This window comes from Luteibacter sp. GL_149 (assembly GCF_057834065.1).
This window is the reverse complement of the sequence record NZ_CM174395.1, coordinates 4,243,315-4,264,292: the sequence shown is the minus strand read 5'-3', so window position 1 is coordinate 4,264,292 and position 20,978 is coordinate 4,243,315. Positions and strand designations below refer to the sequence as shown.

Genomic DNA, 20,978 nt, shown 5'->3' with positions numbered 1-20,978 from the left:
ATCAGCCAGGCCCCCCGTTTTCAAGAATCCTCTTCCAGCCATGTGACGACCATGAAGTCCTCTGTATTCCCTTTGCGCAGAACCCTCGGTGCCTGCATCTTCATCGCGCTTGGCATGGGAGCCGTGCAGGCCCAGGTGCGTCCACCGCAGGCAGGTCAGCTATTGCAGGAAGTGCCGCCGCCACGCACGCCACCGCAGGCTAACGATCCCAGCCTGGATATGCACCGTCCCGAGAAGGGGCCGCGGGGCGATAGCGCACCGTTCCAGGTCAATCGCATCGATATCACCGGCGCGACCTCGCTGCCAGTCGACGAATTGCATGCGCTGGTGGCTTCAGGTGAGGGGAAGCAACTTACGCTGGCGCAGTTGTACGAGCTGGCGGATCGCATCACCGAGGCTTATCGCGAGAAGGGCTATCCGCTCGCCAGCGCTTATGTGCCCGCGCAGAAGCTCAGTGGCGGCGTGGTTCGCATCGCCGTACTCGAAGCGCGCTATGGCGCGGTCACGCTGAACAACCACAGTACGACGTCGGATCGTCCGCTGCGAGCGACGCTTGCGTCCCTGGCCAGCGGAACGCCGGTAACGCAGGGTGACCTCGATCGCAGCCTGCTACTGCTCGGAGACATCCCCGGCGTGGTTACGACATCGGTCATACGTCCCGGCAGCGAGCCGGGTACGTCCGACCTCGTCGTCGACGCGGCCGATCGTCCGCGCTATACCGGCGTGGTCGCGCTGGACGACTATGGCAACCGGTATACCGGCCGTACGCGTCTGAGCGGTACGCTGAACGTCAACAGCCTGCTCCATCAGGGCGATATGCTTACCGCCAACGCGCTCACGTCGGGCGCGAATATGAAGTACGGACAGCTCGGCTATCGATTCCTGATCAACGGCGAAGGCACGGTGATCGGCGCCTCGGCATCGGCGCTGGATTACCGGCTTTCGGGCGACCTTCGCGCACTGCGCGGACACGGCACGGCCCAGGTCGACAGCCTGTTCATTTCGCATCCTTTCATTCGCAGCACGCGCGGCAACCTCTACGGTCAGCTCGAATTCGATCATCGTCGTCTGAACGACGATATCGATGTCGTCGGCATCCAGACGCATCGCCATACGAATAGCTGGACGGGCGTACTTGCCGGCGATACTCGTGACACGCACGGCGTGACTAACTTCAACCTGTCGGCAACATACGGTCAGCTCGGCTTCAACGACGACTTCGCGGAGTTCGTCGATGCGATCAGCACGCGAACGAAGGGTCACTACCTGAAGTGGTCGTTCTCGATTGCACGCCTTCAGCAGCTGTCGACCAACAATGCCTTGTACTTCGGCTTCCAGGGACAATGGGCGAACCGCAATCTCGATACCGCCGAGCAGTTCTATCTGGGCGGTGCGAACAATGTACGCGGCTACGACACAGGCGCCATCGCCGGCACCCAGGGTCAGATGCTGAACATCGAGTTCCGTCACACGCTGGCGGTATCGCTACCCGGCATCTGGACGGCGACGGCATTTGCCGATGGCGGACGCGTGACGATCTATAAGAATACGTTCGCGCCGGGGATCAACAGTGCCCATGTGCAGGACGTCGGTGTCGGTCTTCGCTGGGCGGGCGACGATCAGTGGGCCATCAGCGCAGATGTATCGCATCCGGTCGGCGCACGGCCGGCATTGATCGGTTCGACGAAATCGGCGAGGGCGTGGGTGCAGGTGCAGAAGGGCTTCTGAGTAATCGCACCTCGCGGCCGACCTACGCGAGCAGGCGACCGCCGCCGCTGTCGGCCGCATGCCTGTTCGCGGTCTTATCTCCGTTCATTCCAACGGAGGTGCCTATGTTCCGATTCATGTTGTTCGCGCTGCTTTTCACTGTGTCGTCCGTCGCGCTTGCCGGACAGTCGCGTTACGTCGACGCCATCGACTATCCCACCGACGAGGCGTCCTGGGACCGCTTCTACGATCTGACCGACCGACTCGATAAGTCCTTCGACTTTATCTGTGGAGACACATTCTGCGAAGGAGACTACAGCAACCTCCGGTCGATGAATTTCACCTGCTCGGTGGACAGACGCAGCGGAACCATGGGCGAGTGTCTGTGGACGTTCGCAGGCAGCTATGAAGATGTCGATGGGAAATCGGGTGAGGTTGTTTCGTATGCCCGGATATTCAGTTGCCGTGCACCGCTGGCTCCCCATACGCCAGTCGAGGCTTTCTATGCCGCGCTGGAAGGCGGCAATCCCATCGATGAGACGCTTCCCGGTACGCAAACCACGATCTACGAAGGTCTGACGGATTGCCTCTGAGGCAGTTAGCGGCGCCATCCTCCCGGTGACGCTGTCGAGCCATCGCCCCGCCGCGACCGGGCGATGGCTCGACACTGGCACGGTTGCCCGTTAGCGTTGCGGCATGAGTATTGTCATGACCGTCCTGGTGCTGCTGCTGGTCGTCGCCCTTTCAGGCGCCGTGCTGCGCATTCTGCCGTTCAAATTGCCGTTGCCGCTGGTCCAGATCGCACTGGGCGCAATTCTGGCCATGCCCTGGTTCGGCATGCATGTGCAATTCGATCCCGATCTGTTCTTCCTGCTTTTCATTCCGCCGCTGCTGTTCGCCGATGGCTGGCGCATTCCGAAGCGGGAACTGTTCCTGCTGCGCGGTCCGATTCTCGCCCTGGCGATCGGACTGGTGTTCTTCACGATCCTGGGCATCGGTTACTTCGTCCACTGGATGATTCCTTCCGTGCCGCTGGCCGTGGCATTCGCGCTGGCGGCGGTGCTTTCGCCGACGGATGCCGTCGCGGTCACGTCGATTACGGGCGGCACGCCGGTGCCGTCGCGTCTGCTGCATATCATCCAGGGCGAGGCGTTGCTCAATGACGCGTCGGGCCTCGTCGCCCTGCAGTTCGCCATCGTGGCCGCCGTTACCGGGCATTTCTCGTTGATGGATGCCTCGATCGAGTTCGTCGTCAAGGCGCTTGGCGGTATCGTCGCGGGTGCCGTGGTCAGCTGGCTGTTCGGCCAGATACGCCGTCGGATGATTCGCTGGACCGGCGAGGTCGACCCTTCGAGTCAGGTCGCTCTGTTGCTCCTGCTGCCTTTCGCTGCCTACCTGCTAGCGGAGCACTTCGATGTATCCGGCATCCTGGCCGCCGTGGCGGCGGGTATCACGATGAATTACACCGATGTGCTCAAGGGCGGGCATGTGGCGACCCGCATGCAGAGCGGTAGTGTCTGGTCGATGGTGGAATTCACCTTCAACGGCATGATCTTCCTTCTGCTGGGGTTGCAGCTGCCGGGCGTTCTGGGCAATGCGAAAGTGGATCTGGCGCAGGCCGGCGGTGGCCATCTCTGGTACCTGGCGGGCTACATCCTGGCGATCACGCTGGCGTTGGTGCTCCTGCGTTTTATCTGGGTATGGGTGTCGTTGCGCTTCGTGCTTCTGCGCGCGCTCGTACGAAACGAAGTCCGTCCACGCCCCGGCGTCCGGCTGATCTGGACCACGGCGCTCGCGGGCGTTCGTGGGGCGATCACGCTCGCCGGTGTGCTGTCCCTGCCGTTGATGATCCGCGAGGGCGTACCGTTTCCCACGCGCGACCTGATGATCTTCCTCGCCTCCGGCGTCATCCTGTGCACGCTTATCTTCGGCGCCATCGGATTGCCGTTGCTGGTCAAGGGCCTGAAGCTTCCCGGCGAGGATCCGCGCGTACGCGAGGAACGCGAAGCGCGCGCCTTCACGGCGCAGGCAGCGATTCACGGCATCGAGAACGAACAGCGGCGCATCGAAAGAGAAGCCGACGAGAACGGCATCGCCCTGGCATCGCGGGTAGCCGCACGCGTGATGTCCGATTACCAGCAGCGTCTGGAAGCGGCAGGCGAGGAGGGCGATGTTCCCCAGAAAGCGCGCGCCGAAGCCGGAACCGAACGCGCCATGCGCCTGGCCGCGCTACGCGCGGAACGCACCGAACTTTACAGACTACGCAGCACGCACCACATCAACGACGAAACCATGGGCACCCTGCTACGCGAGATCGATCTGGCGGAAGCCGCCCTGACGGGCCTGCACGCCGGCTGAGCCTTGCGCCAGCTTCTGTAGGAGATGTTCCGCGATCCGTCGGACCGTACGTGCAAAAAACGGTTCTTCACGTATTGCGGGCGGGCTCGGCTTTGCCATCGCTATTGCCGTCGCGCTGGGACGCTTCGCGAAGAGCCGTCGGCCACCGCCCTCGACGCTCCGTCTCCACCGTCGCTCGGGAAGGGATAGCCGCTGCGCGGCTGGTGTCTTAATGGCTGCGCCCCGTCGCGCCCGCGCGGCGGGCGGGGGTTTTCGATTCGGCCTCCGTGCCTCAGCGAAAACGGCGGACCGTCCGGGTCCGCCCCCTCCGGGCCTTGTCCGCCCGCCGCGCTCGGTTCCGCAAGTCGCGTCGAGGGCGGTGGCCGACGGCTCTTCCGGGTGTTGCGGTGACGTGGGGGAAAGCAGCGGGTGATGTATGACCGAGGGTGACCCGCATCCGGTCCGGTTCCGTCACGTGCTTGGCTCGCGCTCTATCTTCAGCAAACCGCAGTCGACGGTACCGTGGCCGGGTTGGCCCTTGGGGCCGCCTTAGCCGAGGGCCGCGATGAATAGTTGGAGCGAAAGCGGCGCTACGGCCCGCTCCCGCAGGGACGGCGCCGAAGGCCCCAAGGGCCAACCCGGTCGCGGCCTCCCCGAGGCACGAGCGTGAGGCGACGAAGCCGCGAGCGACACGAGCCGCCCAGCGATTGTCCTCAACCGAAGAGCGACAAGTCGTGCGAGATCGTCCCCTTAGTGCGAGAAAAAACGCAAAAAAAGCCGCCGGGGTCGCCGGCGGCAATCTGGGGAGGGCTGCCGGGTAGCGCGCCGCGGGAATCGGCGCGTACCCAATCTTGTTGTTGTCTCAGAGGGTGAAGTCGTATTCGGCCGAGACCTGGACGTAACGTGGCTGCTGGAAGCTCGTTGGCGTCAGGTAGGTGCTGCCGGACAGCGATACGCCGTTGGCGTCTTCGCCCACTTCGTTGACCGAAAGCGCCTTCTGCTTGTTGAACACGTTGAACACGTTTGCCGACAACGTCAGTCCCTTGGCCCATGCCGGCTTGTACGCAGCGTTCAGATCGATGTTCCAGTAGTTCGGCGTGCGGCCAACCGAGCCGCGATCCACGACGACACCGTTGCAGTACAGATAGGCACCCGAGCCGTAACCGCCGACGACCTGTGCGTCGATCGGATTCAGGCCATAGCAGTTCTCGGGCCGACCCGTCTGGAAGATGGCATTCGCGCCGACCATCCATTCCGGGTTGATCTGCCATGCACCGTAGACCTTGACGGTGTGCTCGCGATCGTTCGGCAGGTAACCATTCGAGCCGGCCATGATCTCCGGATAGTCGAATAGCTCGGTGGTTCCGGTATCGGCCTGGCCGTTGCTGGAATCCACGCCGCCTTCGGCGTTGCCGCGGGTATGCGACCACACATAGGACGCCTTCAAGTACCAGACATTGTCGAAGTTGCGTTCGGCGGTCAGCTGGAGTGCTTCGTAGGAGCGCTTGTATTTCGGCTCGCCGATCTGGTCGGCGGTCAGGTGCACCGAGTACAGCTTGCCCGTCGCATCGAGCGGCGTGTTCAGCGTGACGCCGCTACCCGGATTGAAGATATAGCAACCGGGTACGTTCGACGCTTCCGGCGTGAGGCTGGTGGTATCCAGATTCAAGCCATAGGTGCTGTTGGCATAGGCGGCGATCGGGCGGAAATCGCACGCATCGTCGACGCCGGTCAGGATGAAGCGGTAGATGCCCTTGACGCCAAGCGTCCAGTCGCCGACCTGCTGCTGTGCGCCGAGGATGAACTCACGCTGCTTGAACGGCTTCAGATTCTGCGTCGCCACGGCACCGGGGTCCGGCACGGTGCCCGACTCGCCATTCGCATACACAGTGCCGGTGCGCGAGGGGAACGCAGCGGCATAGGCGGCGGGCAGGGCACCGAGACCCGTCGGAGCACCGGTGAGCGGGTCGACACCGGTGTAGCTGAAGTACTTGATCTGGTAGAGCGATGCCGATGCGCCGCGCAGCGCGACGTTGGCGTCGAGCGGCAGCGAATAGTCGCCTGCGCTGCCATAGATCTTCAGCGTCGAATCGCCGTGTACATCCCACGAGAAGCCCAGGCGCGGCTGCCAGCTGTGCACCTGCTTGACGTAGGTGGCACCTTCGCTGTTCGTATTTTCGAAGCCGTCGTTGCGCACACCGATGCGGGCGGTGAAGTTGTCCGTGATGTGCCAGTTGTCCTGAAGGTAGTAAGACTTCTGCGTGACGCCGATCTTCGCGCCGGTGGCGAATACGGTTTGCCGGACGATGCTGTCGGACGGATCGAGGCCAGGGTCGTGGCCGAGGATCGATGCCGGAATCGACGAATAGGTGTAGAGCGCGCCGCCTTCGTACGAGGTACCGGTCTGCGAAGTGAAATGATCGCGTGCCCAGCCGGCTTTCAGGTCGTGATCGCCAAGCTTGTACTCGAAGTCGATGCGGCCCGCACCACGGCGATCTTCGCCGTTCGGCGTGTTCAGGCTCCCTGCGAAATCGCAGTGGTTGTAGCCCTGCGCACCGTTCTGTACAGGCGTGCGATTGTCGGTGATGCTGGGGCAACCGGGTGAATTGGCGGCGTCGAAGATATTGCCGTCGTACGTTTCGACGATGCCATTGGCGGCCGTCGCCGTGTTCACGCGCTTATTGACGCTTTTGCCGTACTGGGCAGAGACCGTGAAGTCGTCCGTGATGTAGCTGGTGTACTTCAGGATGTTCGTCTGGCCGCCCGTCTTGTTGTAGACGGTGCCGAGGTAGTCGGTCCGGTATGGCTGGCCGCTGTCCGAATAGCCGTAGCCATAGATGCTCTGATTCGTCTTGCTGGTGTCGCTGAAGCCGGTGTACTCGAGGATATTGCTGTCGGAGATGTTCCAGTCGAGCTTCACCAGGTAACGGGGATCCGAGATCGACGTGCGGTTGTAATTGCCGCCACCCGTGGTGTCGCCGTAGTGTTCGTCGTTCGTGCGGGTGCCGCCGACCAGCGCGAACATGAACAGCTTGTCCTTGATCAGCGGGCCGCCGATCCACGCGTTGTAGCGCGTACCGAAATCGTTGGCATTGCCCGAATTGTTGTTGCCGATCAGGTAGTTCTTGTTGCTGCTCGACGTGCGAAGCAGCGATCCATTATTCAGGTAGATGTCCGGCTGGCTGGCCTGAAGCTGGTACGGATTCCAGGTGACGTCGACGCCGCCCTTCCACTCGTTGGTACCGCGCTTGGTGTTGACCGAAATCACGCCGCCGGTGGAGTTGCCGTACTCCGCACCGTAGCCACCATCCTGGATTTCTTCCTGATCGATGGCTTCGAACGGAACCTGCGAATACGTCAGGCTCTGGAAGAAGTTCGTGACGTTGAATCCGTTGACGTAGTAGCTGTTCTCGGCCACCGATGCGCCGCTGAACGAGGCCAGGTTGCCGAATGCGCTATCGCCCTTGGTCGCACCGGGCGCGAGAAGCGCTACGGCTGTCTGGTTGCGTGCGAGCGGGAGCTGCTTGATCTGTTCGGACGTCAGTACCGTATTGGTCTGGCTGGACGTGATGTCGATCGGGGGCAGGGCGTTTGCCGTCACCGATACGGTGCTTTCATCTTCCGTCCCGCCCGCGTCAGCGGCGGGTGCGGCGAGATTGAGATTGAATCCCTGTCCCGCGACGACTTCGACCGTACGCGTGGTCGTCTGGCCTTTCTCCGTTGCGCTGATGCGGTAATCGCCTGGCTGCAGCGAAGAAACGGAAAATTTTCCGTCGTTGCCGACAGTTACATTGCGGGTAAGGCCGCTGCCTGTATTGACGATAGTAACCTGGGCACCGGCGTCCGCCGTGCCATATACCGAGCCTACGGTGCTCTGCGCCATCGCACCCGTTGCCACCAATCCCAGCGCGGTCGCCACTGCCAGCGCAAGCGAGCGCCGGCGAGCGTTCCCCATCGAACTACGCGAATACATGTTTGATCTCCCCGGCCGAAGCCAACGTTTTCTGGTTTCGAGCAACATCCTCCGCGCTGCTCGTCGATCGACGTCGTTTAACAAAACTAAAACGTTCGACCGGTGCGGACGCTACGCGGAAGGTTCCGGGCGCTCAATGCGCATTTCGCTGAACGCAAGGTCTTGCCGGGGGAAAGCTGGTATGACTCGTGCATAAGATGAAATCCATTTCATCGTAATAATTCGTATGGATGGCTAAACGGCGCCATTCGTATCAGCAAGAAATTTTCATTCGCATTGGTTGACACGTCTTCTGTGAAACATGTTTCATCGAACCGACGCGAGATCGAAACTTATGGCGCGGGGAAAAAGGCAAAAAAACGGCCGCTACCCTTGCGGGAGCGGCCGAATCTGGGGAGTTGCTCAGGGCGCGCGGCTTAAAGCTAAAGCCGTTGCCCGCCGGTCTTGTTATGCCGTCATAGTTACAGGGTGAAGTCGTAGCGGGCGCCCAGGCGCACGTAACGCGGGTCCTGGAACGAGCGGGCACGCAGGAAGTTCGGGCTGGGCAGACCCTGCGAGGTCTCGCCAGTCTGGAAGTACTGCGTTACGCGCTGTTTGCCGAGCAGGTTGAATACATCGATCGTCAGAGCCAGTTTGTGCTCGAGGAAGGCCGGCTTCCATGCGGCGCTTACGTCGAGGTTATAGGTCCAGGGCGTACGGCCACGCGAACCGCGCGGCGAGGGCTTGCCGTCGCACCAGAAGTAGTTGGCGCCGTAACCGTACGGGTCGCCACCAGCGGACAGCGGACGAATGCCGAGGCAGCTGATGGGGGTGCCCGAAGCGATACGCGTCACCGTCGAGAACTGCCACTCGTCCGTCGGCGCATAGCTGCCGAAGATGCGCAGCTGGTGCTTCTGGTCGTTCGGCAGCGGACCGTTGGTGTTCTCCATGATGGCCGGGAAGTCCCAGCTCTCGGTGGTCGACACGTCGGCCTGCACGATGTCGGAGTCGAGCTGGCCTTCGGAGTTGCCGTAGCTACGCGAGAACGTGTAATCGATCTTGCCGTACCACTTGTCGCTGAACTGGTGTTCGGCGTACAGGTCGAGCATGTAGTAGCGGCGCTTGGGTGTCGGCTCGCCGATGTCCTTCGCGGTCAGAGGAACGCTGATGTACTGACCGTCCGCCGGCGAGAGCGTGAAGGTATTGGCGCGTCCCGGATTGAACAGCCAGCAACCCGTGCTGCGGTTGATACCGGCGGCCACTTGCGCGGACAGGCCGTTGCGATCGCCCCAGGCCTGAATCGGCGCGGAGTCGCAGGTATCGTCGATCAGGCTCTGGAGCTTGCGGTACATCGCTTTCGCACCGACGACCCAGTTATCCGGCAGCTGCTTGTCGAAGCCGAGGATGTATTCGTCCTGATAGTAGGAATGGAGCTGCTGGGCAGAGACGGTCTTCGCGTCGGGCGGAGTGCCGTTCGCGCCGTTCAGGAAGTAAGTTCCCGAATACGGTGCGCCCGTGCTCAGGCCCTGCGGGATGCCGGTAGCCGGATCGATGCTCGTGAACGAGTAGTAATTGGACGGGTAGGTCGACGGACCGGCGCCGCGGACGGCCACGCTGGTCGGCAGGCCGAGATGGTAGCGGCCGGCATTCGCATAAACCTTCAGCGAGCTGTCGCCGTAGACGTCCCATGACACACCGAGGCGTGGATCGAGCTGATGGCGAGCCTTGGCGTACACCTGGCCGACACCGTTGTAGTTGGTGAACTGCTCGTTGCGCAAGCCGACGTAGCCATGCCACCGGTCGGTGATCTGCCAGTTGTCTTCGATGAACTCGGAACGCTGGTTGGTGCGGGCGGACGTGCCGGTGGTCAGGGCCGTCGACTCCACGTAGTAACCATTCGGGAAGTTGGCCGGGTTGTAGCTCGCGGGATCGAGGCCGAGGTTGATCAGGCGCTGCTTGATCGACGAGCCATCGCCTACGTCGTTATAGATGTACGCCGTGCCGCCGACGGGGATCGCACCCCATTTCGCGCGGAGGACGTAGTTATCCATACCGGCGCGCAGGTCGTGGTCGCCCAGGCGGTACTCGAGGTTGATATTCCAGCCGCGGCTGCTGTCGCTGGAACCGGGAAGCAAGGTGGTCGTGCCGCCGACCGTGCAACCCGTCTGGCGATTGCTGCTGAACTCGACGCGCGAGTCCGTAATGGAGGGGCAAGGCGTACCGGAAGCGCCGTTCACCGTCTGCTGGTGATCGGAATCCGAACGGCCGTACATCGCATTTATCGTGAAGTCGTCGGTGATGTAGCCGGTGTAGTGGGCGATGTACGTGGTACCGCCCGGCGTCGCATTGGTCTGCGTCAGGTTGTAGTTTTTCGTGTACTGCGTGCCCAGGAACTTGCCGCGACCGGTATTGTAGTTGTACCCATAGATCGTCGAGTCGGTCTGTTCGTTGTCGCCGAAGCCCGTGAATTCGAGGATATGGTTATCGGTGATGTTCCAGTCGATCTTGCCCAACCACCGTTTTGTCTTCGCGGTCTGCTGCTCGTCGTCGCTTACGGCACGCGAGCCGGTGAAGTCGCCGGTCTGCTTGTACCAGTCGGCGGCTATGAAGAAGAACAGTTTGTCCTTGATCAGCGGGCCGCCGAACGAGCCGGAGTACTGCAGGGTATCGTTGTTGCGCAGGGCGAATGCGTTACCTTTCTGGTACAGCGTACCGTTCGTCAGGTAAACATTGCGCGGCTGCTGGGCAAGCGTCGAGGGTGCCCACAGCACCTGAATGTCACCCTTGAAGTCGTTGGTACCGCGCTTGCTGACGACGTTGATCACGCCGCCGGTCGACCGGCCGTATTCCGCGCCGTAACCGCCGATCAGCACCTGTTCCTGGTCGATCGCGTCATACGGAAGCTGGCGGGAGCTGACGCCGGTGAGCGGGTTCGTCGCCTGGAATCCGTTGATGTAATACGAGTTCTCGGATGCGGACGAGCCACCGAACGACAGGGCGTTGCCGTAACCGCGAGCGGCCTGGGTGGTGCCCGGTGCGAGCAGCGCGATGGAGCTGATCGACGTGCGCGCGATCGGTAGTTTCTGCAGCTGGTCGGCGTTGAGCACGGTGCGCGAGTCGACGGAGCTGACGTCGATGCTGGGAAGCGTCGTGCCGCTTACTTCGACGGTGCCGAGTGTCGTAGCACCGGTTGCGGCAGTACCGGCGGAGAAGGAAACGTCGGTGCCCTGGCTGATGGACGTCTGCACGCCATTGTGCGATTCGACGGTCGTGCCATTGCGGATCAGCGTGACGTTATAAGTACCGATGGGCAGCGATGCGGCGCGGTAGCGGCCGCTCGAGTCGGTCGTGATATCGCGCTTGAAGCCGGTGCCCGCGTTTTCGACGTGAATCGTGTCGCCGGGCGCGGCCGAACCGTAGATCACACCGGTGGAGTTGCTCTGTGCCAGGGCAGTACCGGAACCGGCGATGCAACAGGCGATAGCTACCGCGAGCGCGAGGCGACGCGGAGCTGGTCGGGTAAGACGAGTTGCGACTTGCATAAAAACGCCTCCTCAGAAAAAACGAAACGAACGCAAACGTGGCTGCCGCCCGAAATGCGGCAAAAACGGGTCCTTACCCAATGCCTCTGGCATCGGGTGGCGCGGATTGCCGGGTCGCGCGATCAGCGCGAACGGTTATCCGGTGCGGTTATTTGAAGCTGTATCGAACAGGCCGACGACGCGTAAGCACGGTCTCGGCGGCGCGCGAAATGGACCGCGCGACAAAGAGGTAAGAAGGTGGCGTAAGCATGCATTTTCTCCCCAAAGAAAACGCCGTCCCTGGACTTTTAAGCTGCTACGCCGATTGGAGTCCCGGCGAAACGAGCGCGTCTGGCAGTGCCGAACGTAAAGAGAACGTAATCCTCACGTAACGATGCGGGCAATAGGAATTAATCCTACGCATGAAATTACGATGTCGAAGGATTTTGTAGATAACCGATTAAGGCGATTAAGAAGCGATTATTCGAATAAATAAAGACAATTTAATAAATCGACTTTTTTCGATGAATCATGTCGATTTGATCACACTGCGCTATTACCGTTCCGATGCGTAATGAATTAAGAAAGGACGAAGAAAGGTTCCGGTGCTGAGACTGATTTTGAAACAGGGGAGTAGGGCGTTCCGACCGATGGTTCTGCAATTTCTTGCGACGCATCGACGATTAACAAAACGTACTTCGATCAATCCGTCGCTCGCCGCTCCTGACACTCGGGACGCCAGCAGTACCGGAGCTGCCGGGATTATCCGGCGGCAATCTGTGTGGTTTTAACTACAGGACTATTCATGAAGATCGAGGGATCCCACAAGAACGGTATTAAGGGAAATCGCAAGAAATTGCTTTCCCTGGCGGTTGCACTGGCTATGACCTCTTTATCCGCGCATGCCGCGGATAGCTGGGTAAGTACGAATACGCGGGCGGCATTGCTTAGTACGCCAACACTCGCGAGTAGCGTTACTACTGCCAGTAGTCTGTCGGTTCCCACCTCGGGCACCGGCTATGCGTTGAACGTCACCGGTACGCCGCGTATCGATGGCGCGGTGGTCACGGCGCTGGAAGTCGATCATCCGCTGCACGTGGTGGTCAGTCTCAAGCTCCGGAACCAGGATCAGTTGCAGTCGTTGCTCGGACAGATCAGTACGCCGGGGAGCGCGCAGTTCGGCAAATTTCTGACGCCGGCACAGTTCAAAGCTGCCTACGCGCCAACGGATGCGCAGGTGCAGGCCGTTGTCGCGCACCTGACCCAGTCCGGGTTCACCAACATCGAAGTGGCGCCGAACCATCTGCTCGTCTCCGCCGACGGTACGGCGGGCACGGCCGTCAATGGCTTCAACACGTCGATGAAACAGTTCAGCGTCAACGGTCGTCAGTTCTTCGCCAACGATGCGCCGGCGATGGTGCCTGCCGCACTCGGCGACACAGTCGGTGCGGTACTCGGTCTTCAGAACGTGTCGGTCAAGCACACGCTCCATCACGTCTACAAGCCGGAGAACGTCACGGTTCCCGGTCCTGCCAGCAGCACGCTGGCGGCAGCCTCGGTCACGTCGCACAGTCCGAAGGACTTCGCCACGATCTACGATGCCGGTTCGGTTCCCGCTGCCACCAATACCGCGGTGGGCATCATTACCTGGGGTTCGATAACGCAGACGGTGACCGATCTGAATACGTTCACCTCGAATGCCGGCATGTCCACGGTGAACTCGCTCATCAAGAAAGTCGGTAGCGGTACGTTCGCCAACGATCCGAATTCAAACGGCGAGTGGTCGCTGGACAGTCAGGATATCGTCGGTATTTCGGGCGGCGTCAAACAGCTGATCTTCTACACGTCGCCGAACGGCGATTCGAATTCGAGCGGGATCACCGACGCCGGCATCACGGCGACCTATAACCAGGCCGTCGTCGACAACATCGCCAAGGTCATCAACGTGTCGCTCGGCGAAGACGAAACGGCGGCAGAGCAATCGGGCACGCAGTCGGCCGACGATACGATCTTCCAGCAGGCGGTCGCGCAGGGTCAGACGTTCTCGATCGCATCGGGCGACGCCGGCGTTTACCAGTGGTCCACCGATCCTTTGACGGGCTCGCCCGGCTATGTGACCAACTCGGCCGGAACGGTGCAGATCGACCTCACGCATTATTCGGTCAGCGAGCCCGCGAGTTCGCCGTACGTGATCCAGGTCGGCGGAACCACGCTATCGACCAGCGGTACGACATGGTCCGGCGAGACGGTGTGGAACGAAGGCCTGTCGGCGATCGATCCGAGCCAGGGCGATAACAACCAGCGCCTCTGGGCGACGGGCGGCGGCACCAGCCTCTACGAGACCGCTCCTTCCTGGCAGACCGCCGCACTGGGCAGCAGCGTGACCAAGCGCGTCGGTCCCGATCTCTCGTTCGATGCGGCCTCTTCGTCGGGCGCCAACATCATCGTCAACGGCTCGACGGAACAGGTCGGCGGTACCAGTCTGGCCTCGCCGCTGTTCGTCGGCGCGTTCGCCCGTATCGAGTCGGCGGCCAACAACGCCATCGGTTTTCCGGCGTCGAATTTCTACCAGACGTTTCCGACGCAGACCTCGCTGTTGCATGACGTGACATCGGGCAACAACGGTTATCAGAGCCATGGCTACACCGCGACAACGGGCTTCGATCAGGCGGCCGGCTTCGGCAGCTTCGATATCTCCAAGCTCAATACGTACGCTCAGGCTAATTGGGTAAGCGGCGGTGGCACCAATGTGCCGCCGGTAGCAAACTTCAGCGTGGTAACGAGCGGATTGACGGCTACGTTCACCGACAGTTCCACGGATAGCGACGGCAGCATCGCATCGCATGCGTGGACCTTCGGCGACGGCGGCACGTCGACCGCGGCCAGCCCGAGCCACACGTATGCGGCGGCTGGAACCTATACCGCGACGGAAACGGTGACGGATAACGGCGGAGCGACCAACGCGAAGTCGTCGTCGGTGACGGTCACCAGCGCGGGCGGCGGCAACGTGTTGCAGAACGGCGTTGCGGTGACGGGACTCTCGGGTGCGAAGAATGCGCAGCTGAAGTACACCGTCGTGGTCCCGTCCGGAGCGACGAACTTCAAGGTGGCGATCTCGGGGGGTAGCGGCGATGCCGACCTGTATCTGAAGTTCGGCTCGGCGCCGACCACGTCCAGCTACAGCTGCCGTCCGTATATCACCGGCAACAACGAGAGCTGCTCGGTCGCTTCCCCGCAGACGGGCACGTACTACATCATGCTCAACGGGTATGCGGCGTTCTCGGGTGTCACGCTGAAGGCCACCTGGAACTGATCGCGTAAAAAAACGCCCCTCGGCAACGAGGGGCGTTTCCGTGTCGGCGCGCGCGCGGATCAGTACCGCGGAACGGTCGGATCGATCTTTACCGACCAGGCATCCATACCGCCTTCCACGTTGTAAAGCTGCGTGAAACCGTGGGCGGCGAAACGCTCGGCGGCGGCGCGGCTGGACACGCCGTGATGGCAGATAAACGCTATGGCGGTGTCTTTCGGAAGCGTAGCGAGGGCTTCGTAGCCTTCCTCTTCCAGAATGCGCGCCTGCGGCAATGGAGCCGCCATGGCACGGGCATGCGACGGACGCACGTCGACCAGGACGATGTCGTTGGCGTCCAGGCGTGTCTTGAGTTCTTCGACGCTCAGCGAATGGATATCGACGGCGCCCGGAAACTTCAGGCTGAGACCTTCGCCCTGCACCGTCGAGACCCAGTCGATGACGACGCCCTTGGCGCGCGCCGCGCTGCCTGGATCGAAATGCACTTCGATGTCGTTGGCGACAACGACGATATCGTGATCGCCGGCCGCCGCCAGCTGGAAGCCGGCGCTATGGTCCGGACCGATTTCCAGGTGCAGCGACATGCCCTGCGCGCTGGCCATGCCGCTGCGAATGGCGTCGGCTGCCTTGTCGGTGATGGTGATTTCCGGCGGCGTACGATCCGGCGGCGTGGCGCCGAACAGCGTGTGCAGTTCGCCGCTGGTGTACAGCTGGCGGATGATGTCCGAGCCGCCGACCAGTTCGCCCTTCACGTAAAGCTGCGGAATCGTCGGCCACTGGCCGTATTCCTTGATGCCTTCGCGGATTTCCGGATCGGCCAGGACGTCGACCGTGTGATACGTCGGCAGCAGCTCGTTGAGCGTGTTCGTGGCGGCGGCGGAGAAGCCGCACATCGGCTGCGCGCGCGAACCCTTCATGAACAGCACGACCTCGTGGTCGTTCAGCAGGGATGCGATGCGTTCGCGGGTGGGGATGTCGAGGGCCATGGGGTCACCGCGGGAAAGAGAGGGGGCCATTCTACCGGCATGGGCCGGAGATGGTTCCCCGGGGGCTCCTTTTCAACGGTTATTCACGCCGCCCGGGCCGTTCCCGTCTCCAGACCCGAGAGATCGGCCCGGCAATCCGCCAGTGGCGCGAACGCCAGAGCCCCGGCCAGGGAGGGCAGGACCATTTCGCGGCTGGCCCGTCCCAGTGGGGTCGCCTGGCCAGTCCAGTGCAGCAGTTCCATGGCTCCGGTAGCGTCTTCGACCAGCGCAGTGCAATGTTCTACCCAGTCGCCGTCGTTGAGATAGACGATGCCGTCGATCGTGCGGACATGCCCGAAATGGATGTGCCCGCAGATGTGCCCGTCGAATCCCCGTTCGCGCGCATCCCGGGCGACGCGTTCCTCGTAGCCGTGGATATAGTCCAGCGCCTTGCCGATATGCGATTTGATGATGATCGACAGTGGCAGGTAGGGCAGGTCCATGCGGCGCCGCACGGCGTGTACGCGGCGGTTCGCCCAGCAGATCGCGCGGTGCAGTGCGTCGCCCAGATAAAGCATCCAGGTGCGGCCGACGTGCTCGGGATCGAATTCGTCGCCGTGGCTGACCCGGTAGCGGCGGCCGTCGGCACCTTCGTGTACGGCGTCCAGTTCGACGCGGATACCCGCCAGCATCTGGCCGGCCATACCACGCATGGGGGCGTCGTGGTTGCCGGGGATATAGATGACTTCCACTCCGTGGGCGGCCATGTCGAGGATCTGCCCGACCACGGCGCTGTGTTCGCGCTGCCAGCCGCGACGTCGCGCCATGGCTTCCATGTCCACGATATCGCCGACGAGGTAGAGCTTCTCGCAGTCGAGGTGTTTGAGGAAATCGAGGAGAAAGTCCGCCTTGCAGTCCGGCGTACCGAGATGCACATCCGAGATGAATGCGGTGCGGCAGGTGAGCTTGGCCATGAGCGTGGCTCCGGGAGGGGGAGGTCCCGGGCGCTTATGGTGATCGCAGGACGTTGCAGCAGCGTTGCAGTGCCGCAAACCGCTTTATGACCTATTTGCAGGGGACCCTCTACATTTCCTGACGAAGAGGGCGCGCTCCTACAGCAGCGCGCCGCCGGCTTCTTTCAGCGCCGCGCGGGCCTGGGGTTCGATACGGTCGGTCCATAGCGAGTACTGCTTCGCGGAAGGGTGCAGACCGTCGTCGACCAGCATATCGGGCTTTGCGCCCGCACTTCGCGAGGCGGGCGTCACATCCACCCAGCGCGCATGCGCACGCACGGCTTCGTCGTGGCCGATCGCATTGAAGGTATCGATATCGCGCGCGATGGCGTGACGGTCGCGACCTTCCGCGAAAGCGGTAACGCCCCAATCGGGAATCGACACCACCACCACGCGGCGCGCGTCGCCGGCGAATCCGATTGCCTGTTCCAGCAGGGAGAGGAACTGGCGGCGGTATTCGTCGGCTGGCCGGCCGCGATACTGGTTGTTGACGCCGATCAGCAGTGTGACGAGGTCGTAGCGAGGCGCCAGATGGGTGGCATCGATCGCCGCCGAAAGTTCGTCGGTCGTCCAGCCCGTGGTGGCGACGATGCGGGGCTCGCCGATGTCGACGCCGTCCGCGCGCAGTCGCGCGACCAGTTGCCCGGGCCAGCGGCCATCCGGTGCGACGCCCTCGCCGATCGTGTACGAATCGCCGAGGGCCAAAAACGTCGCCTGGGTCATGCGACGGCGCTGGCGGGCTGCACTTCGTCGGCCATGCGTGCGAGTACGCGGTCTATGCGAACGAAGACCTCAGCCAGTTGCGCCGGTTCGGGCAGCAACGTCAGACGCAGGTGCCGGCTTGCGGAAAGATTGAAGCTGGTGCCGGGTACGACCAGTACCGCTTCTTCTTCCAGCAGGCGCAGGGCGAAGGCGGTGTCGTCGAAATGCGGCATCGCGTCCGCGCGTACCTGGGGGAAGGCGTAAAGCGCGCCGCCCGGAGCGACCACGTCCAGATAGGGACTGGCGGCGACACCGTCGAGCACCGCGCGCCGTGCTTCGTACAACCGGCCGCCCGGCGACGTCAGCGAGCCGATGGTCGGCTTGTCTTTCAGTGCGGGACGCACTGCCCACTGGGCGGTGACGTTGGCGCACAGACGCAGTGCGGCGAGCAGTTGCAGCGCATCGCGGTATTCGGCGTTGCGGCGCGGATCGCCGGAAAGGCTCATCCAGCCGACGCGGTATCCACAGGCGCGGTGGACCTTGCTCAGGCCGCCGAAGCTGACGCAGGGCAGGTCGCCCGCGATGGCGGCCAGCGGCTGGAACGGCGTGTCGTCGTAAAGGATTTCGTCGTAGATCTCGTCGCTGAGCAGCAGCAGCCCGCGGCGGCCGGCGACTTCGACGATGCGCTCGAGCAGCTCGCGCGGATACACGGCGCCCGTGGGGTTGTTCGGATTGATCAGCACCAGCGCGCGCGTCTGCGGCGTGATCAGCGATTCGATTTCGTCCGGATCGGGCAGGTGGCCGCGTTCGGCCGGACAACGGTAATAGCGAGGCTTGCCATCGTTGAGGATGGTGGCGGCGCTCCACAGCGGATAGTCGGGGCTGGGCAACAGTACTTCGTCGCCGGGCTGGAGCAGGGCGCGCAGGGAAATGTCGATCAGTTCGCTGACGCCATTGCCGATGAAGATGCGCTCCACTTCCACGCCACGCGCGCCGCGTTCGGTCTGCTGTGCCGCGATGGCCTCGCGCGCCTCTTCCAGTCCCTGCTCGTGGCCGTAGGCTTCGCTGTCCACCAGATGTGCGGCGATGGCTTCGCGCAGATGGTCGGGGGTCTTGAACCCGTAGCGGCCCGGATTGCCGATGTTGAGTTTGATGATGGGATGGCCGGCGGCCTCGAGGTCGCGTGCGCGACGGGTAAGCGCACCGCGAATCTCGTAACGCACGTCCGACAGGTGCGCACTGGGTTTGATCGGAGACACTTGGAGTCCAGTTCGTTCATGCCCGCCGGGCCGTCCCGGGGGTTCCCGACCGATCCTAGCAGCGTCGTCTCCGCGCCGCGAGGCGAAATCGGGGCGGAACCGGGCATAATCGCCGGCATGACCGATGTTCCGGATATCGCGCGCCTGCGCCAGATTGGCTGGCGCGAACCCAGCCTGCCCGACGACAGCCGACGGCTGGCGCGTGTCGTCGCCCAGCATCGTGCCGGTTACGAGCTGGACGATGGCGTCGGAACATTCAACGCCCAACCGGCCGGGCAGTTCCTTAAGCGCGGTCTCGATCCCTCGGTCAGACCCGCCGTCGGCGACTTCGTTTTCCTCGATCACGCAAGCCATCCGGTCATCGAAGCGGTGCTGCCGCGGCGTACCGTGCTTAGCCGTGCCGCGGCCGGCGAGCGTTACGAGCGCCAGGTCATCGCCACGAATATCGACTACGTGATGGTGTTGATGGGCCTGGACGGCGACTTCAATCCCACTCGTATCGAGCGTTATCTGGCCTTGATCGAAGGCTCGGGCGCCCGTGCCGTGGTGTTGCTCAGCAAGGCCGATATGGCCGACGACATACCCGGTGCCATCGCGGCGGTTCGCGATCGCGTGGCCGCGGAAACCGCAGTGCATGCGATCAATACGAAAGATCCGTCGACCGTGTCGTTGCTGGCCGAGTATCTGGGGCCTGGCAGCAGCGCGGTGCTGGTGGGCTCGTCCGGCGCGGGTAAGTCGACGTTGACGAATACGTTGCTAGGCGAGGAGCGTATGGCGACCAAGGCCGTGCGGTCGCACGATAGCCGCGGCCGGCACACGACCACGCATCGCGCGTTACTGAAGCTGCCGACGGGTGGTTGCCTCATCGATACGCCGGGGATGCGCGAGCTGAAGCTCACTGGCGAGGAAAACCTGGACCTCTTCGCCGATATCGAAGCGCTGTCGGCTCAATGCCGCTTCGCCGATTGCGGCCACAGCAACGAACCGGGATGTGCGATCCAGGCCGCGCTGGAATCGGGGGAGCTTTCGCCGCAGCGCTGGCGTAGTTTCCTTAAATTACACGATGAGCGCGAAGAGCAGGCCGCGACGCTGGAAGCGCGGATCAAGCGCAAGGCGGCTTCCAAGCCGCCGGTGAAGTCGCACAAGAAATTCCGCGGCCGCGACGAATACTAACGCGGCTCTTTGCCCGTCATGCCGTGGCGCGAAGCTCCTGCTGGTCGTCGTCGTGCAGGCTCGCCAGTTCCTTCGGCAGCATCTGCGCCACGTAATCGATAAAGCAGCGCACGGCGGGGATCTGACCATGACGCGATGGATAGACGGCGTGCACGTTGCCGGCGGGTAACTCCCAGTCCGGGAGCAACTCCGTCAGCAGGCCGCTTGCCAGTCCTTCCCGACAAAGGAAGCGCGGCAACTGGGAAATACCTATGCCGCCTTCCACTGCTTGCCGCATGACGTAGAGGTCGTCGGTGGCGATGCGGGGATGGTGTTCGACCTGCCGCGTTTCGCCGTGCCGATGGGTGAGCGGCCAGAAATGCCGGTTATCCGCTGCAACCACACCGACGCTCGGCAGGCGTTGAAGATCGGATGGGTCCTGCGGCAGGCCGTGCTGCCGGAGCATGCGCGTGCTGCCGACCAGCATCTGTGGATCCATGCCGAACGAACGCACGACAAGACTCGAATCCTTCACGGAGGGGCGAACGCGAAAGGCGATGTCGTAACCCCCGGTGACGACATCGACCTGATGCCGGGCGATGTCCAGATCGACCTGGACATCCGGATAGCGCTGCAGAAAACCCACCAGTACCGGCGCCAGCAGCAGTTGGGCGAAAAGGACAGGGCAGGCGATATGGATGCAGCCGCGCGGGGCTTCCTGCGCCGTGTCGATAAGCGTCTGTGCCTGGACGGCCGCTTCCAGCATCACCCGGCATTGGTCGTAGTAGGTACGGCCTATATCGGTGACCGAAGCACTGCGCGTGGTCCGCTGGATCAGGCGGACGCCCAGATGCTTTTCCAGTCGCGCTACGCGAAAGCTGAGCAACGACTTAGCCACGCCGAGCGCTTTGCTCGCCGCGGTGAATCCCCCGAATTCCACGACCTGCGCGAAGTAATAGATATCGTTCAGATCCTGCATGACTCCTCCCCGGAAGCAGGTCACTGCGAGATTACTCTTCTCGCAGGAACGTGCATGTTGCGCCACGGCATCGCAATTGTT

General features: G+C 62.6%; 12 protein-coding genes. 5 read left to right on the top strand and 7 right to left on the bottom strand.

Annotation, left to right across the window (positions count from 1 at the left end; genetic code table 11):
* Nucleotides 1-51: 51 nt before the first annotated feature.
* From AC3IR3_RS18800 to AC3IR3_RS18790, 3 genes are all read left to right on the top strand, one after another.
* A complete protein-coding gene (locus AC3IR3_RS18800; protein WP_489194377.1) occupies nt 52-1,728 on the top strand; it encodes a ShlB/FhaC/HecB family hemolysin secretion/activation protein in 1,677 nt (558 codons plus the stop codon).
* A gap of 104 nt (nt 1,729-1,832) precedes the next feature.
* Nucleotides 1,833-2,300, top strand: coding sequence for a hypothetical protein (locus AC3IR3_RS18795; protein ID WP_489194375.1), 468 nt, complete (start codon nt 1,833-1,835; stop codon nt 2,298-2,300).
* 103 nt (nt 2,301-2,403) lie between these two features.
* Nucleotides 2,404-4,065, top strand: a complete 1,662-nt coding sequence (locus AC3IR3_RS18790) for a Na+/H+ antiporter (protein ID WP_489194373.1) — start codon at nt 2,404-2,406, stop codon at nt 4,063-4,065.
* Nucleotides 4,066-4,906: 841 nt separating this feature from the next.
* Here the strand turns inward: AC3IR3_RS18790 and AC3IR3_RS18785 are convergent.
* Entirely contained in the window at nt 4,907-8,017 is a 3,111-nt protein-coding gene (locus tag AC3IR3_RS18785) for an outer membrane beta-barrel protein (protein WP_489194371.1), read from the bottom strand.
* Nucleotides 8,018-8,478: 461 nt separating this feature from the next.
* A complete protein-coding gene (locus tag AC3IR3_RS18780) occupies nt 8,479-11,538 on the bottom strand; it encodes a TonB-dependent receptor (RefSeq protein WP_489194370.1) in 3,060 nt (1,019 codons plus the stop codon).
* Nucleotides 11,539-12,322: 784 nt separating this feature from the next.
* Between AC3IR3_RS18780 and AC3IR3_RS18775 the strand changes: the two genes are divergently transcribed.
* Nucleotides 12,323-14,830, top strand: a complete 2,508-nt coding sequence (locus AC3IR3_RS18775) for a protease pro-enzyme activation domain-containing protein (protein WP_489194369.1) — start codon at nt 12,323-12,325, stop codon at nt 14,828-14,830.
* Between the two features lie 59 nt (nt 14,831-14,889).
* On the opposite strand, the gene grxD is transcribed toward AC3IR3_RS18775, so the two are convergent.
* The 4 genes from grxD to AC3IR3_RS18755 form a co-directional block, all read right to left on the bottom strand.
* Nucleotides 14,890-15,813, bottom strand: a complete 924-nt coding sequence (gene grxD, locus AC3IR3_RS18770) for a Grx4 family monothiol glutaredoxin (protein WP_489194367.1) — start codon at nt 15,811-15,813, stop codon at nt 14,890-14,892.
* An 83-nt stretch (nt 15,814-15,896) separates the two neighbouring features.
* Nucleotides 15,897-16,766: a UDP-2,3-diacylglucosamine diphosphatase gene (locus AC3IR3_RS18765; protein WP_489194366.1), complete on the bottom strand. Its 870-nt coding sequence runs from the start codon at nt 16,764-16,766 to the stop codon at nt 15,897-15,899.
* Nucleotides 16,767-16,904: 138 nt separating this feature from the next.
* Nucleotides 16,905-17,528 carry an SGNH/GDSL hydrolase family protein gene (locus AC3IR3_RS18760; RefSeq protein WP_489194365.1) on the bottom strand — a complete coding sequence of 208 codons (624 nt, stop codon included), beginning with the start codon at nt 17,526-17,528 and terminating at the stop codon, nt 16,905-16,907.
* On the bottom strand, nt 17,525-18,766 hold the full coding sequence (locus AC3IR3_RS18755) for an aminotransferase class I/II-fold pyridoxal phosphate-dependent enzyme (protein ID WP_489194364.1): 1,242 nt from the start codon (nt 18,764-18,766) through the stop codon (nt 17,525-17,527). Before AC3IR3_RS18755 ends, AC3IR3_RS18760 begins: the two co-directional genes overlap by 4 nt.
* A gap of 117 nt (nt 18,767-18,883) precedes the next feature.
* Between AC3IR3_RS18755 and rsgA the strand changes: the two genes are divergently transcribed.
* Nucleotides 18,884-19,939 (top strand): ribosome small subunit-dependent GTPase A, encoded by a 1,056-nt coding sequence (rsgA, locus tag AC3IR3_RS18750; RefSeq protein WP_489194362.1) that lies wholly within the window; start codon nt 18,884-18,886, stop codon nt 19,937-19,939.
* A 16-nt stretch (nt 19,940-19,955) separates the two neighbouring features.
* Here the strand turns inward: rsgA and AC3IR3_RS18745 are convergent, their stop codons facing one another.
* Nucleotides 19,956-20,897 (bottom strand): LysR substrate-binding domain-containing protein, encoded by a 942-nt coding sequence (locus AC3IR3_RS18745; RefSeq protein WP_489194360.1) that lies wholly within the window; start codon nt 20,895-20,897, stop codon nt 19,956-19,958.
* Between the last annotated feature and the right edge of the window lie 81 nt (nt 20,898-20,978).

Bases quoted from the DNA above. Each gene is read 5' to 3' on its own strand.
- AC3IR3_RS18800 (WP_489194377.1), top strand. From the start codon at position 52: ATGAAGTCCTCTGTATTCCCTTTGCGCAGAACCCTCGGTGCCTGCATC.
- AC3IR3_RS18795 (WP_489194375.1), top strand. From the start codon at position 1,833: ATGTTCCGATTCATGTTGTTCGCGCTGCTTTTCACTGTGTCGTCCGTC.
- AC3IR3_RS18790 (WP_489194373.1), top strand. From the start codon at position 2,404: ATGAGTATTGTCATGACCGTCCTGGTGCTGCTGCTGGTCGTCGCCCTT.
- AC3IR3_RS18785 (WP_489194371.1), bottom strand. From the start codon at position 8,017: ATGTATTCGCGTAGTTCGATGGGGAACGCTCGCCGGCGCTCGCTTGCG.
- AC3IR3_RS18780 (WP_489194370.1), bottom strand. From the start codon at position 11,538: ATGCAAGTCGCAACTCGTCTTACCCGACCAGCTCCGCGTCGCCTCGCG.
- AC3IR3_RS18775 (WP_489194369.1), top strand. From the start codon at position 12,323: ATGAAGATCGAGGGATCCCACAAGAACGGTATTAAGGGAAATCGCAAG.
- grxD (WP_489194367.1), bottom strand. From the start codon at position 15,813: ATGGCCCTCGACATCCCCACCCGCGAACGCATCGCATCCCTGCTGAAC.
- AC3IR3_RS18765 (WP_489194366.1), bottom strand. From the start codon at position 16,766: ATGGCCAAGCTCACCTGCCGCACCGCATTCATCTCGGATGTGCATCTC.
- AC3IR3_RS18760 (WP_489194365.1), bottom strand. From the start codon at position 17,528: ATGACCCAGGCGACGTTTTTGGCCCTCGGCGATTCGTACACGATCGGC.
- rsgA (WP_489194362.1), top strand. From the start codon at position 18,884: ATGACCGATGTTCCGGATATCGCGCGCCTGCGCCAGATTGGCTGGCGC.
- AC3IR3_RS18745 (WP_489194360.1), bottom strand. From the start codon at position 20,897: ATGCAGGATCTGAACGATATCTATTACTTCGCGCAGGTCGTGGAATTC.